General features: G+C 48.8%; 12 protein-coding genes. 3 read left to right on the forward strand and 9 right to left on the reverse strand.

All coding sequences use genetic code 11. The features are described from left to right. Positions 1-81: 81 nt before the first annotated feature. The 3 genes from A9587_RS24995 to A9587_RS07955 all read right to left on the reverse strand — a co-directional run bounded on the left by A9587_RS24995 (position 82) and on the right by A9587_RS07955 (position 4,354). Positions 82-1,515, reverse strand: a complete 1,434-nt coding sequence (locus A9587_RS24995) for a restriction endonuclease subunit S (RefSeq protein WP_105263735.1) — start codon at positions 1,513-1,515, stop codon at positions 82-84. Beyond that, positions 1,505-3,124, reverse strand: coding sequence for a type I restriction-modification system subunit M (locus tag A9587_RS07950; protein WP_105263736.1), 1,620 nt, complete (start codon positions 3,122-3,124; stop codon positions 1,505-1,507). The genes A9587_RS24995 and A9587_RS07950 overlap by 11 nt, the downstream gene beginning before the upstream one ends. A 63-nt stretch (positions 3,125-3,187) precedes the next feature. Beyond that, positions 3,188-4,354 (reverse strand): restriction endonuclease, encoded by a 1,167-nt coding sequence (locus A9587_RS07955; protein ID WP_016249549.1) that lies wholly within the window; start codon positions 4,352-4,354, stop codon positions 3,188-3,190. A gap of 196 nt (positions 4,355-4,550) precedes the next feature. Between A9587_RS07955 and A9587_RS07960 the strand changes: the two genes are divergently transcribed. Beyond that, a complete protein-coding gene (locus tag A9587_RS07960) occupies positions 4,551-4,838 on the forward strand; it encodes a BrnT family toxin (RefSeq protein WP_105263737.1) in 288 nt (95 codons plus the stop codon). After that, on the forward strand, positions 4,825-5,127 hold the full coding sequence (locus tag A9587_RS07965; protein ID WP_000063150.1) for a BrnA antitoxin family protein: 303 nt from the start codon (positions 4,825-4,827) through the stop codon (positions 5,125-5,127). The genes A9587_RS07960 and A9587_RS07965 overlap by 14 nt, the downstream gene beginning before the upstream one ends. Before the next feature lie 33 nt (positions 5,128-5,160). On the opposite strand, the gene yjiA is transcribed toward A9587_RS07965, so the two are convergent. From yjiA to btsT, 3 genes are all read right to left on the reverse strand, one after another. Continuing rightward, positions 5,161-6,117 carry a GTPase gene (gene yjiA / locus A9587_RS07970; RefSeq protein WP_001297640.1) on the reverse strand — a complete coding sequence of 319 codons (957 nt, stop codon included), beginning with the start codon at positions 6,115-6,117 and terminating at the stop codon, positions 5,161-5,163. Between the two features lie 10 nt (positions 6,118-6,127). Beyond that, entirely contained in the window at positions 6,128-6,331 is a 204-nt protein-coding gene (locus tag A9587_RS07975) for a YbdD/YjiX family protein (protein WP_000467859.1), read from the reverse strand. A gap of 131 nt (positions 6,332-6,462) precedes the next feature. Then, the gene (gene btsT / locus A9587_RS07980; protein ID WP_019841686.1) at positions 6,463-8,613 is read right to left on the reverse strand and encodes a pyruvate/proton symporter BtsT; all 2,151 of its coding nucleotides are present in this window, start codon (positions 8,611-8,613) and stop codon (positions 6,463-6,465) included. Positions 8,614-9,173: 560 nt separating this feature from the next. Between btsT and tsr the strand changes: the two genes are divergently transcribed. After that, positions 9,174-10,835, forward strand: a complete 1,662-nt coding sequence (tsr, locus tag A9587_RS07990) for a methyl-accepting chemotaxis protein (protein WP_105263738.1) — start codon at positions 9,174-9,176, stop codon at positions 10,833-10,835. Between the two features lie 42 nt (positions 10,836-10,877). Here the strand turns inward: tsr and A9587_RS07995 are convergent, their stop codons facing one another. From A9587_RS07995 to A9587_RS08005, 3 genes are all read right to left on the reverse strand, one after another. After that, positions 10,878-12,149 (reverse strand): TRAP transporter large permease, encoded by a 1,272-nt coding sequence (locus tag A9587_RS07995; protein WP_000118645.1) that lies wholly within the window; start codon positions 12,147-12,149, stop codon positions 10,878-10,880. Continuing rightward, positions 12,146-12,619 (reverse strand): TRAP transporter small permease, encoded by a 474-nt coding sequence (locus tag A9587_RS08000; RefSeq protein WP_001210260.1) that lies wholly within the window; start codon positions 12,617-12,619, stop codon positions 12,146-12,148. The genes A9587_RS07995 and A9587_RS08000 overlap by 4 nt, the downstream gene beginning before the upstream one ends. 62 nt (positions 12,620-12,681) lie before the next feature. Continuing rightward, positions 12,682-13,653: a C4-dicarboxylate TRAP transporter substrate-binding protein gene (locus tag A9587_RS08005; protein WP_001468480.1), complete on the reverse strand. Its 972-nt coding sequence runs from the start codon at positions 13,651-13,653 to the stop codon at positions 12,682-12,684. Positions 13,654-14,246: the final 593 nt, after the last annotated feature.

Genomic DNA, 14,246 nt, shown 5'->3' on the forward strand with positions numbered 1-14,246 from the left:
CCTGGCTAATTTCTGGTAAGCATTCCCGTATCAGTAGAAAACCTTACCAGAAAGCCCCTGATTTTACAGGGGCAAAATGCGTTACGCGGCTTCTGTATCGGTGCTGAGATCGGGAAGATCTTCCAGGGATAGCTCGCCGGAGATGAGTTTTGGGAGTAGGGTGTCGCGGAGGTTGCTCAGGACTATTTGATTATTATTATGTGACTTGTCAATCCAAGGCATAACGATATTATAAAAAGTATTAATTATTTCAACATCTGGCATAACTATATGTTCAGCCTCAAGAAAATATTTTGTCTGGAAGTTAGCGATTCCTGTACTTTGGTTTTGGTATTCCCACATTTTTCCATCGTTATATATTTTATTGAGGTGTAAACTAATTATTAGCCCTATCTCTATAGATAACGGCTCAAACTTGCGACAAAAACTAGCAGGTTCAATAATACCCCCTAATCGGCTTATAATCTGTTCAGTCATGAAAATTGAACGGCCAGTTGACTGCGTTGGACTTCCTCCTGAAACTTCTATTATAATATCACCATTATTAATTTTTCTTTTTTCAAGTTTTTTGGGTTCTACCCATCTACATGGAGCAGAACTCATTCTCCCTGAAATTAACTCAGGGATATCAGTACCGCGCACTATCACTGCTTGAATTGTATGCTTTTCATCTCTGGAATCACACCCCCAGTCACCACCAATTGTATTTTTTAGTAAGCTATTAACATTTGAAAATTTCCAACCTTTAGGAATTAAACCCAACTCCGTTTCTTCAAATTCACTTGGGAAAAGCGAGCGGATTTCCGCCGGAAGCGGTTTGAAATCTGCACTATTACGTACTTTTTGACGTAATTCGGCGCGAGTTTGCAGGGCTTCCGGGATTGGATTTCCCGTATCCAGAGCGTTATCAATCACCGGATCAAAATCCACAAACCAGGATTTGAACAGGGCTTGGGACATTTGTTCTAAGGTTTGGCTGATTTTTGTATTGATCTCAATACGATCATCAAGGCATTTCAATGTTTTTACGATTGATTTTTGTATTTCTAGCGGAGGAAGATTAATCTCGAATTTAGAGCAATCACCAACCCTTATATGACTAACAACAGATCCGGAACCTTCATGCATTGAGAACTGTTGCTGAAGATCTGGTGATAAAAATGAATACAATAAAAAATACGGGTCAATTTTATTTTTATCTGCTCTATATTGCATTATCCTTTGACCCAAAAAAATATTCTCGTCGGTTGTTATAATCCCAACTTCTCCAAGGGGAGCTTCGCGAGTAAGTAACACGTCTCCTTTCTGCGGCTTTGAGCGCCTTGTCCAGGTTTCATAAACTTCTTTTTCTACAAAACGGCAGCCATCTAGTGTTACTTTGCCTGAACGAATATTAGGTGTCCGAATCATTTTATAATTAGTTGGATATTCCACAACAGGCGCAGTCTTATTCACACAATCAACAATTGAAGTGCATACATCTGCTACTGTAATTCGTTCCCACTTACTCCCCATAACCTAACCTCTCCAAATTCTGGCGAATCACACGATCCAGTTCTTCCGCCTGCTTCATCTGCTCAAACAACGTCTTCGACAACTCCCGCATTTTTGTCTCGAACGCTACGCCGTCTTCTTCCTGCTCGGCTGCACCCACATAGCGGCCCGGTGTCAGAACGTAGTCGTTATCTTTAATGTCTTGCAGGGTCGCAACTTTGCAGAAGCCTGCCAGGTCTTCATATTTTTCCAGCTTGCTGTCACCGCGCGCAATCCGTGCAGCCAGTTCTTCCGGCGTACTGCGCCAGGCATGGTAGGTATCGGCGATGGTGGCAATATCTTCCGTCGTTAACTCTTTAGTTGTGCGGCTAATCATAGTGCCGAGGTTACGCGCATCAATAAACAGCGTCTCGCCCTGACGATCACGATAACCTTTGGCCGGATCGGCAGCCTTCGATTTGGTCATAAACCATAAACACACCGGGATCTGTGTGGTGTAAAACAACTGGCCTGGCAGAGCGATCATGCAGTCGATCAGATCATTTTCGATCATCTGTGCACGGATCTCGCCTTCGCCGCTGGTGTTAGAACTCATCGAACCGTTTGCCAGCACAAAACCTGCTGTACCGTTAGCCGACAGCTTGGAGAGCATATGCAAAATCCAGCCGTAGTTGGCGTTACCGGTTGGCGGCATACGATAACCGGCAAAACGTGGATCTTCGGTTAATTCGGCTTCATTACGCCAGTCTTTCAGGTTGAACGGCGGGTTCGCCAGAATGTAGTCGGCTTTCAGATCCGGGTGCTGGTCGTTAAAGAAAGTGTTTGCCGGGCGTTCGCCAAGGTTTGCTGAAAGACCGCGAATAGCGAGGTTCATTTTTGCCAGTTTATACGTCGTGGCTGTCAGTTCCTGACCATACAGCGCGATATCACGGCTTTTACCCTGGTGGCTCTCGACAAATTTCACCGACTGCACGAACATCCCCGCCGAGCCGCAGCACGGGTCATAAATTTTGCCCTGGAAGGGTTCGAGCATTTCAGTTAACAGCGTAACCACACATTTGGGCGTGTAGAACTCACCACCGCCTTTGCCTTCGGTTGCGGCAAACTTACCGAGAAAGTATTCGTAAACGCGTCCGACCAGGTCTTCTTTCGATAACGTTTCAACGTCAGTTTCGTGTGCCAGCGTTTCGATGTTGTCGATGGTATCAATCAGTGACGCCAGCTTTTTGGTTTCCAGATTCTGGCGGCTGAAGTAGTTATCTGGCAGCGCGCCTTTCAGGGTTGGGTTACGTTTCTCAATGGTCGAGAGGGCGGTATCAATACGAACCGCAATATCGTCCTGTTTGGCATTTTGTTTGATAAACGACCAGCGCGCCTCTTCCGGCAGGTAGAAAATGTTGTCCTGCTGGTAAAACACTTCCATCTCAAGGAAGTCTGCTTGCCCATCGGCAATCATTTTTTTGCGGCGTGCTTCAAACTTATCGCTGATGAATTTCAGGAACACGAGGCTTAACACCACGTGCTTGTATTCGGAGGATTCAACGCTACCGCGAAGCTGGTTTGCGGTATCCCATAATGTTTCTTCAAAGCCTTTTTTTGCTTTGGCTTTTTTAGTTGGTGCTTTGGCCATGATGAACTCTGTTCAGATAAATTGGGTCGCTATTGTAATGGTAGAGGCGGCAGATTTCGCCCTTTAATCCATCTCCAGCTCATCAAACAACTGCAAATCTACATCCAGCAATTCCACTGCATTGCTGCGGCGAATGCCGACGTTATTTTCGATTAACAGTTCCAGTAAGCGATCGCCATCGATAAGCGTAATGGGCGCGGCACCCGGAAAGAGTGCTGCTTCTGCACATTTTGCCGCAAATTTCCCGGTGGTGATGAGCGTACCGCGAATGGCTTTGTGGTAAGGCAACGCCCCGCGCAACTGGTCGATATACGGGCGAGTGATAGTGTTCTGCATTCTTTTGACCTGCACCACTTCGGTAATGGTGGTGATGCCGACCTGCACCTGACCAATCACGTCCACACCTTTATCGCCTGAGGCTTTGGTCACTTCGACCTGTTCGTAGCCCATTGCCTCCAGTAATTGGCCGACCAGTTGCTCAAACTTGTACGGGTTCATCGTGCTGATTTGTTCGCGCAACAGCTCTTTTTGCTGCTCGTTGTAGCGTTTCACTGCTTCCAGCAGCTCTTTACGGGGATCGCTTTTTCGTGCTGGCAACGCTTTTCCAAGCCAGGCGCGCCCGGTGTCGGTGATGCGATAGCTCATGCCTTCACGGTTAACCATGTCACGGTCGATAAGGTTATAGAGACGGGAGTAGAGCGTGCTTTTTACCGAACTGGCGGAAGCGAATTTCGAATGCTGATGCAAAAAGGCCTGCCATTCCGGCAATAAATCGGCGCGGCGCGACATTTCGCGGCCAGCCAGCAGCTCAAGCAGTTGCAGAATGCCTTCCTGATCGTCCAGTGAACGCAGCGTTTTTTCGTCATCTTGCAGGAATTTTTCCCCGCGCGAGGTGGGCTGCCAGGTATCATCTGGCGTGCTTTCCATCAGCTCAAACTGAGGATAGTTGAGGAATAAGTAGCAGCCGTAGCTGTGGCGCGGGTTCAGAATATGATTATCAGTATCCCAAATACGACGGGCGATGTCGGCATCTTCACCCGTTAAGCGTTCGCTGATCCACAGGTCGGGTTCTGACCAGTCAACGGGTTTTTGCGGCGTACCGGTTTGCTCGTGAATGGCGGTAATCATATTGCGCACCGCTTTCAGAGAATAGCCTGATACGGCTTTCATCATAGCCTTAACTTGCGCATAGGTAGGAAAAAGCGGAGTAATAACTTTGTAGTTTTTCACGGTAATCCCTTAACGACAGCGAGGTGCTTAGTGTGCCACGTCAGGCGAGAAATTCTATTGGATGAATCAAGTCCAACTCACACATTGTCAATTTCATGGTTGATTATCCAAAACGTGATGCTATTTCCAACATCAACGCTATAATTACAGAACAATTGTAGATACATTTTTGTATATACAATCAGGGATGGCAATTATGCCAATGGAGTTTGAATGGGATGCAAACAAGGTCAAAAGTAATCGGGTGAAACATGGCATCCGCTTTGAAGATGCGGTGTTAGTGTTTGATGATCCACAACATTTGTCACAGCAAGATCGCGTAGGAAACGGTGAGTATCGCTGGCAGACTATCGGCCTGGTACACGGCATCGTAGTTATTCTGGTTGCGCATACCATCCGTTTCGAAAGCGGAAATGAAATTATTCGAATCATTAGTGCACGAAAAGCAGATCGTAAAGAGAGGAGTCGCTATGAGCATGGTTAAACATAAACGAGGGACACCCTCTACACTCGATGTGCAGCATGAGGCCGAACTGAAGGCTCTGGCGAATAAATCCGACGAGGATATTGATTACAGTGATATCCCTCCTTCCAGCGATGAGCAATGGTCAAACGCCGAACGGGGTAAGTTTTATCGGCCATTGAAAACCCAGGCTTCGGTGCGTATTGATGCTGATGTGATGGAATGGCTGAAGCGGCCAGGTAAAGGCTATCAAACCCGCCTGAATGCAATTTTACGTGAAGCGATGCTGCGCGATCAGAACAAAAAATAATTCAGGCCGCCAAGTGGCGGCCATCATCCCAACTTACTTCCTCAACCCCGCAAACGCTGCCCTTATTTCTTCCTCCGGCAACTGGATCCCAATAAACACCATCGTGCTATGCGGTTTTTCATCGCCCCACGGGCGGTCCCAGTCGGCGCTGTAGAGGCGCTGGACGCCCTGGAACAGCAGGCGGTTAGGTTCGCCGTCAATCCATAGCATCCCTTTGTAACGCAGCAGCTTATCTGCCGATTCCAGCAGCAGGTTTTCCATCACCCGGGAAACTTCGCTGATATCTACCGGGTAATCCAGTTCCACCACAATCGACGAAATATCGTTTTGTTTATCCGCGATAAAGTGGAAACGCGGTTTGGTGCTGACAACGTTTTCTTCCAGCATAAAACCGTTGGTGTTGAACAGCAGACCCAGGTCGATGTCGCCGTGAGTGACGGTGTAGACCGGTGCACGGGCGTTGATTCGCGCCAGACGTTCACGCAGTTTTTCTGCTTCGCCTGCGACGTCGGTTTTGGTCAGCAGAATACGGTCGGCGTAGCCAACCTGTGACTGGGCGATAGTGAACTGGTTCATCTGCTCATCGGCATGTACCGCATCCACCAGCGCAATCACGCCGTCCAGCAGGTAACGTTGGCATAAAATCTCATGGGAGAAAAAGGTCTGAATAATCGGGCCGGGATCGGCCATGCCGGTGCATTCAATCACCAGACGGTCGAACTGAATATTGCCCTTGTCGAGATTATCCAGCAGGTCGAGCAGCGCATCTTCCAATTCGTTGGAGCGGGAACAGCAGATGCAGCCGTTGGTCAGCGTTTTGATCTGCGTGGCGCGGTCGCCAATCAGTTGATCATCGACGGAGACTTCGCCAAATTCGTTTTCAATTACGGCAATCTTATAGCCGTGCTGTTCGTTAAGAATATGGCGTAGCAGGGTGGTTTTGCCCGCGCCTAAAAAACCGGTGAGTAGGGTGACTGCAATCGGGTTCATGCTCTCTCCATTAACAACAGCGCATACCGCCTTTACCATCGCCGCCGTAGCGCGCGTTCTGGCGTTCGCGGAAGAATTCTTCATAGCTCATGTACGGCTTGTCGGGATGGTTGGTCTTCATATGCTCGACGTAGTTGTCGTAGTCTGGAATGCCAATCAACATCTTCGCCGCCTGGCCGAGATATTTTTTTGCCTGTCCTAAGTTACCAAACATTTTGCCTTCCAGATATGCGTAAAGCCCGGAAGAGCCGGGCCGGGGATTTGCCGGATGCGGCGTAAAACGCCTTATCCGGCCTACGATAGACACTTTGTAGGCCGGATACGCGCAGCGCATCCGGCAACCGGTTAGTGATGCGAAGAGATCTTCACGCCGCCTTCCGGGATTGGAACGTACGGTGTTTCTTTGTCAGTACGTTTGTCACTGTTACGCACCTTCAGCCAGGTTTTGAAACCGTAGAAGATGATGCTGTACACCACAATCAGGAACAGAATACTCAGGCCTGCGTTGGTGTAGTTGTTCACAACGATGTGGTTCATGTTGGCAATCTGCTGTGCCGTCAGGTCAGTACCGTTAGCAATCTTCTCTTTGTACTGGCTTGCCATGTAGAAGAAGCCTTCCATCTGCGGGTTGTTGCTGAACAGCTTCAGACCCAGCGCCCAGGTAGTGCAGATAAGCAGCCATACTGCCGGGATAACGGTAACCCAGATGTATTTAGTGCGCTTCATCTTAATCAGCACCACAGTGCTCAGTACCAGCGCCACGGCTGCCAGCATCTGGTTAGAGATACCGAACAGCGGCCACAGGCTCTTAACGCCGCCCAGCGGATCGACCACACCCTGATACAGCAGGTAGCCCCACAGACCCACACAGCCCGCAGTACCGATGATACCGGCAACCAGAGAGTCGGTTTTTTTCAGGAACGGGATGAAGTTGCCCAGCAGGTCTTGCAGCATAAAGCGGCCAGAACGCGTACCGGCATCCAGCGCGGTCAGGATGAACAGTGCTTCGAACAGAATACCGAAGTGATACCAGAAGCCCATGTCAGCCATCGGCAGCACTTTGTGGAACACGTGAGCGATACCTACCGCCAGCGTCGGCGCGCCACCCGCACGGTTCAGGACAGAGGGTTCACCAATGTCTTTCGCAGTTTGCAGGATCTGTTCCGGCGAAATCACGAAGCCCCAGGAACTGACAGTTGCCGCCGCGTGTGCGGTAACGTCTTTCAGTTGTGCCATGATGACAGGCGCGTTCTCGCCACCCATTTCATGCAGGTTAGGCATGGTGATGCCGAGACCCGCTGGCGGGGTGTTCATTGCGAAGTAAAGACCCGGTTCGATGATGGACGCAGCAACCAGCGCCATAATCGCCACGAAGGACTCCATCAGCATTGCGCCGTAGCCAATGAAACGCGCGTCGGTTTCGTTAGCCAGCAGTTTCGGCGTCGTACCGGAAGAGATCAGCGCGTGGAAGCCAGATACCGCACCACAGGCGATGGTGATGAACAGGAACGGGAACAGAGCGCCTTTCCACAGCGGGCCAGTACCATCAATGTACTGAGTCATCGCAGGCATTTTCAGTTCCGGGTTCAGCACCACGATACCCAGCGCCAGGCCGACGATAACGCCGATTTTCAGGAAGGTTGCCAGATAGTCGCGCGGTGCGAGGATCAACCACACCGGCAGCAGCGCGGAAACAAACGCATAGCCAATCAGCGCGAAGGTAATGGTGGTGTCTTTAAAGGTCAGTGCCGGACCCCAGTAAGGGTCGTGAGCAATCACGCCGCCGAAGTAGATAGAGGCAACCAGCAGCACAATACCAATGACAGAGACTTCACCTACACGCCCCGGACGAATAAAGCGCATGTAGATACCCATAAACAGCGCAATCGGTACGGTTGAGCAAACGGTGAAGACACCCCACGGACTTTCGGCCAGGGCTTTAACCACGATCAGCGCCAGTACCGCCAGGATGATGATCATGATTAAGAAACAGCCAAACAGCGCGATAGTCCCAGGTACTGGCCCCATCTCTTCTTTGATCATCTCACCGAGAGATGCGCCGTTACGGCGAGAAGAGATAAACAGCACCATAAAGTCCTGAACCGCACCGGCCAGCACCACGCCTGCCAGCAGCCACAGCGTGCCCGGCAGGTAGCCCATTTGCGCGGCGAGAACCGGCCCCACCAGCGGACCAGCACCGGCGATAGCGGCGAAGTGGTGACCAAACAACACGTAACGGTTGGTCGGAACATAGTTCAGACCGTCGTTGTTAATAACCGCAGGCGTCGCGCGCGTGGGGTCGAGTTTCATCACCTTCTGGGCGATGTACAGACTGTAGTAGCGATACGCCACCAGATACACCGACACAGAGGCGACCACGATCCACAGGGCACTGACGTGCTCCCCCCGACGTAATGCAACTACCGCGAGGCAGAATGCACCGATGATTCCGAGAATCACCCAGGGTATGTGCTTGAATATCTTTTTAGTATCCATAGTAAAACCTGGCATGTATTGATTAATAGTTGGCCGAAGCCGTTCTAGGTTTGCGTTGCGTTTGAGGAGGTAAATTGACCGCTATCCTGCAGTGATGTTGCCAGAGTTACGCGCGCGTAAAGTAAGGTAAATAACTGAGCGGTTATATTAGGGATGTAAGCGGTCAGTTTTGCAGTTGAGCGGTATTGGGCGAGGTTTACGAAGGTTATTTATGTGATGATGATCACACCCAGGGCGAATTTTATCTCCCGGTTGTGTTACTCATATAAAAATTATATTTATTCTATATATATTAAATAACAATATAAAACCACACTTCCCAACCGGTAATATTGTTTTGGCCAATAATATTAAACTATTGGCAAATATTCTCATGTTCAAAATAGATACAATTAGTGTGAAAAAAATAAGAAAAGAAAATGTACCAATGCGTGGCTATTGTATTTTTGAACAAAAATAAAAAAAGTGAGGTAAATTTAGCCAGTTTAAAGCCGCTACCTATAAAGTTTTCTCATTCCAGGCCGAAAATCCTGCTATCGGTCAACAGGAAAAGAGAAACCATGCTAAAACGTATCAGGATCGTGACCAGTGTACTACTGGTTTTGGCCATTTTCGGCCTTTTACAACTAACATCAGGCGGTCTGTTCTTTAATACCTTAAAGAAGGACAAAGAATACTTCTCCGTTTTACAAACCATTCGCCAGCAGCAATCTACGCTGAATAGCAGTTGGGTTGAGTTGTTGCAGACGCGTAACACCCTCAACCGCGCGGGCATCCGCTACATGATGGATCAGAACAATATTGGCAGTGGTTCAACTGTTGCCGAGCTGATGCAGAGTGCCACTCTTTCACTGAAACAAGCGGAAAAAAACTGGGCAGATTACGAAGCACTACCGCGTAACTCGCGTCAGAGCACAGCGGCTGCTACTGAGATCAAACGCAATTACGATATCTATCACAATGCACTGGCGGAGCTGATCCAGTTGTTAAGTGCGGGCAAAATCAATGCGTTTTTTGACCAACCTACACAGGGATATCAGGACGGGTTCGAAAAGCAGTATATGGCGTATATGCAGCAAAATGATCGTCTCTATGACATCGCCGTCACCGATAATAATGCTTCCTATAACCAGGCAATGTGGGTGCTGGCGTGCGTGCTGATCGTCGTACTGGCGGTGATTTTCGCCGTCTGGTTTGGTATTAAAACGTCGCTGGTGGCACCGATGAATCGCCTGATCGACAGCATTCGCCATATTGCTGGCGGTGATCTGGTGAAATCGATTGAGGTGGACGGTTCCAATGAAGTGGGTCAACTGGCAGAGAGTTTGCGTCATATGCAAAGTGAGCTGGTACGTACCGTAGGCGATGTGCGTAACGGCGCGAATGCTATCTATAGCGGGGCCAGCGAAATCGCCACCGGCAACAATGACCTCTCTTCGCGCACCGAGCAACAGGCTGCTTCGCTGGAAGAGACGGCAGCCAGCATGGAGCAACTGACCGCGACAGTGAAACAAAATGCCGAGAACGCGCGGCAGGCCAGCCATCTGGCATTAAGTGCTTCTGAAACAGCACAACGCGGCGGAAATGTGGTGGATAGCGTGGTACAGACCATGCGTGATATTTCTACCAGTTCGCAGAAAATTGCCGACATTATCAGTGTTATCGACGGCATTGCTTTCCAGACTAATATTCTGGCCTTGAATGCGGCGGTCGAAGCGGCACGCGCGGGTGAACAAGGTCGCGGTTTTGCGGTAGTTGCGGGAGAAGTGCGTAATCTGGCTCAGCGTAGCGCTCAGGCGGCGCGTGAAATTAAGACTCTGATTGAAGACTCGGTTGGCAAAGTGGATGTTGGCTCTACGCTGGTCGAAAGTGCCGGGGAAACGATGGCGGAGATTGTCAGCGCCGTGACCCGCGTGACCGATATTATGGGTGAAATTGCCTCCGCTTCTGATGAGCAGAGTCGTGGTATCGATCAGGTTGGTTTAGCGGTTGTCGAGATGGATCGGGTAACGCAACAGAACGCTGCGCTGGTGGAAGAGTCTGCCGCCGCTGCCGCCGCGCTGGAAGAGCAGGCCAGCCGCCTGACTGAAGCTGTGGCTGTATTTCGTATTCAGCAAGAGCAAAAGCGTCAGCGCGAAGCGTTGGCAGTAAACAGTGTGGCACCGGTTGCGCCGCGCAAAATTGCCGTTGCCGATAGCGGGGATAACTGGGAGACGTTTTAACACAATGACGCCGGATGAGTGCTTCATCCGGCGTTTTTATCGTTATACCAGGAACAGCGAAATTGCCGGGATATATGTGACCAGCAACAGCATCAGCAGCAGGGCTACCAGCAGTGGCAGAGATTGCTTAAAGAAATTACCTACAGAAACTTGCGTGATATTACACACCAGCAGCATCACGGTGCCCACCGGCGGCGTGAACGCGCCAATCGACAGGTTGAAGATCATGATGATACCGAAATGTACCGGATCGATACCAAAGTGTTCGACCACCGGTTTCAGTAGCGGCACCAGGATCAACAGAATGGCGTTTCCTTCCAGAAACATCCCCAACGTCAAAAGCAATACGTTGATAATCAAAAGGAACATATATTTGTTTTCAGTCAGCGAGGTGACGAAATTCGCCACCGCGACGCCAGCATGTTCCATTGAGAAAATCCAACCCAGGGCGGCGCTGGCCATAATCACCAGCATCACCGACGCCGTGGCGCGTGCGGTTTCACCGAGAGCTTTAACTACGTGGGAAACTTTCATTTCACGGTAGATGAAAAAGCCAATCGCCAGAACGATTAATACCGCTGCGGCACCTGCTTCCGTCGGGGTGAAGATATTCGCCCGAATGCCGCCGACTACGGCAAAAATCAGAAATAGCGCTGGCCACGCCTGACCGAGAGAGAACACCACTTCTTTGCCCGTTGGCCAGCTTTCACGCGAGGGTTTGGCGTTTGTTCTGCGGGCGACGAGGTAGACGGTAAACATCAGCACGACCGCACACAGCAAACCAGGCACCAGTCCGGCGATAAACATTTTGCCGATAGAGACATCCGCAACCAGACCGTAAATAATCAGGGCAATTCCCGGCGGTATGATTGGCGTGACTAACGAACCGCCAGCGGTAATGGCGGCGGCAAAGGCACGGTTGTAACCTTTGCGTTCCATTTCCGGCACCATCATGCGTGATAACATTGCTGCATCTGCAAGGTTAGAGGCACTGACACCGCCCATCATGGTGCTGACGAGAATATTCGCTACGCCCAGACCACCGCGCATTTTCCCCACCAGGACGTTGGCAATTTGTAAAATGCGTTCTGCAATGCCGGTGTAGCTCATTAGCGTACCCAGCAAAATAAAAAACGGAATAGCCAGTAGTGAAGGACTTTGCGTCGGGGCGATTAGCCTCTGGACGGCAATTTCGATCGGCACGCTGGAGAAGAATAAAAAGTAAGCGATGATGCCAATAAACATCGCCAGATAGACCCGAATGTTAAGAAATAAACAGACGATCATTAGCGGGATAATCAATAACCAACTCATTGTTTTTCGTCTCCGCTATGGGGTTGCTTTATATCGGTGATTAACCAGTAAAGGGTATAGAGAGCAGTTGCCAGCGCGCCGACGGGGACCGCCAGATCGATCCAGAACCAGGAAACTTTCAGTATTTGTGTCACTTTAAACTGCGCCATTTCCGCCAGCCGGTAGCCCAGCCAGGCCATATAAAGCAATACGCAGAGGGAGAGAAGGGCGACCAGAACAGCAATCACTCGTCTGATGGTGGCTGGCAGCATATCCATTACAAAAGGGATGGTCAGATGTGCCCGGTCGCGCTCTGCCACGATACCACCTAGCATCACCACCCAAATCATCAGCATCCCGGACATCTCTTCTGTCCACTGAATCGGTTGGCCGATGAAATAGCGCATAAATACTGCTCCAATTGTCATCACAACCAGAACAAACAGCGCAAAGGCAGCGCTAAACTCTGCCAGTTTGCCGAAAAAACGCATGAAACCTCCTGTAAGGGCTTGTCCTGCTTTTGTGAAAAAAGCAGGACGATTAGCATCGATACTTATTTCAGTTGTTGTTGAATGGTTTCATAGAGGCCAGGTGTCCACTCCGGGAACTGTGAGTAAACTTCGCGGGCTTTCTTACGGAATGGTTCGGTATCAGGATAGATAACCTCTACACCTTCAGCTTGCATGGCTTTCAGCATTTCAGCATCGCGCTCAAGAGTGAGCTTCTGGCTATAGAGCCCAGCTTCATAACCAGTCTGGTGAATCATTTCCAGTTGTTCCGGGGAGAGGGTGCTAAAGAAAGCTTCGCCACCAATCCAGACGGAGGTGTTGGTAAGGTAATTCACCATCGTCAGGTATTTCGCCTGCTCATAGAGTTTTTGTCCTTGCAGAACAGAAATCGGGTTTTCCACTCCGTCAATAACGCCCTGGGTTAACGCAGGATAAACTTCACCTAATGGCATTGGCGTTGGGGTTGCTCCCATCGCCTGAATAGCTTTTATCTGCATGACATTATTAGGCACACGGATTTTTAATCCCGCGAGGTCTTCAACTGTGCGGATAGGTTTTTTAGAAATGATCTGCCGGGTGCCATAAAGATAATTATTCATAACCACATGAATACCTTTTTTCTTCAGGCTTTCATTTTTCTGCTTGAACCAGTCACTTTCATATATTTTGAACAGTTTTTGCGGATCGTCGGTTAAATAGGGGCCAAACAGAATGCCCAAATCTGGTTCATAATCAGCGAGGAATGCGACATCACTCAGGGTAATAACATTCATCCCCATCATGGCTTGTTCAGTCACATCCTGTTTTGATCCCAATTGGGAACTGGGGTAAAGCGCCAGTGTTATTTCACCACCACTTTTTTTATTCAACAGATCCGCCCAGTGGCGCATGACAACATCCAGTGGTTCGCCGGGGTTATTTTCATAGGCAACTTTTATCGAAATCGGTTTTGCCTGAATTATTGTCGGCAGAAAAAGGGTGCTGACAGTAATTAGCATTGCTATTATTTTACTCATCTTCCACGTACTCCATGTTATAGAATAAATAACTCCAACATTACTATCTGGAGAGAAACATCATGAAAAAGTTGTCGTCTGTGCGAAAATAATCAGCGAATAGACTGACTGCTGCAAATGTTTCGTGAATTCGTGCTCCTGGTATGACTTTGCTGCTTTTAATCGGTTTTTAATATGATTTTTATTGTATATCCTTAAGTTATGCAATGTCTGATGAGTAATGGTCTGTTTTCAGATAGATAAGCATTTTTTTAGTATGCGTGTAGTTAGCGTATTTGTTGCGATTTTATAAGGCGGCGACAGGCTATTTCACATAAGGAGTGATTGTTTTTATTTTATAATCTACTGATAATTATTTAAATTGATAATATAAACAGAATAAATTTTCGGTTGACGGTGTATAGCGATATCCTTTAAATTTGTTAAATGCTGAATTGATTCATTTTTGTCAGTTATGTTATCGCCGGGTATTAAAAATGAGAGGTTATTCATATCTGGTTGAAATGTTTGAGTAAAAAAGTTTTTCTGTTGCGTATGCATGAGGAGGGTAGATCATAACCATTCACACTATGAATAAACAAAAGAAAAATAAT

The sequence above is a fragment of the Escherichia sp. MOD1-EC6162 genome (assembly GCF_002965125.1).
In the GTDB taxonomy this organism is placed as follows: Bacteria; Pseudomonadota; Gammaproteobacteria; order Enterobacterales; family Enterobacteriaceae; genus Escherichia; species Escherichia marmotae.

Bases quoted from the DNA above. Each gene is read 5' to 3' on its own strand.
- A9587_RS24995 (WP_105263735.1), bottom strand. From the start codon at position 1,515: ATGGGGAGTAAGTGGGAACGAATTACAGTAGCAGATGTATGCACTTCA.
- A9587_RS07950 (WP_105263736.1), bottom strand. From the start codon at position 3,124: ATGGCCAAAGCACCAACTAAAAAAGCCAAAGCAAAAAAAGGCTTTGAA.
- A9587_RS07960 (WP_105263737.1), top strand. From the start codon at position 4,551: ATGCCAATGGAGTTTGAATGGGATGCAAACAAGGTCAAAAGTAATCGG.
- A9587_RS07965 (WP_000063150.1), top strand. From the start codon at position 4,825: ATGAGCATGGTTAAACATAAACGAGGGACACCCTCTACACTCGATGTG.
- yjiA (WP_001297640.1), bottom strand. From the start codon at position 6,117: ATGAACCCGATTGCAGTCACCCTACTCACCGGTTTTTTAGGCGCGGGC.
- A9587_RS07975 (WP_000467859.1), bottom strand. From the start codon at position 6,331: ATGTTTGGTAACTTAGGACAGGCAAAAAAATATCTCGGCCAGGCGGCG.
- btsT (WP_019841686.1), bottom strand. From the start codon at position 8,613: ATGGATACTAAAAAGATATTCAAGCACATACCCTGGGTGATTCTCGGA.
- tsr (WP_105263738.1), top strand. From the start codon at position 9,174: ATGCTAAAACGTATCAGGATCGTGACCAGTGTACTACTGGTTTTGGCC.
- A9587_RS07995 (WP_000118645.1), bottom strand. From the start codon at position 12,149: ATGAGTTGGTTATTGATTATCCCGCTAATGATCGTCTGTTTATTTCTT.
- A9587_RS08000 (WP_001210260.1), bottom strand. From the start codon at position 12,619: ATGCGTTTTTTCGGCAAACTGGCAGAGTTTAGCGCTGCCTTTGCGCTG.
- A9587_RS08005 (WP_001468480.1), bottom strand. From the start codon at position 13,653: ATGAGTAAAATAATAGCAATGCTAATTACTGTCAGCACCCTTTTTCTG.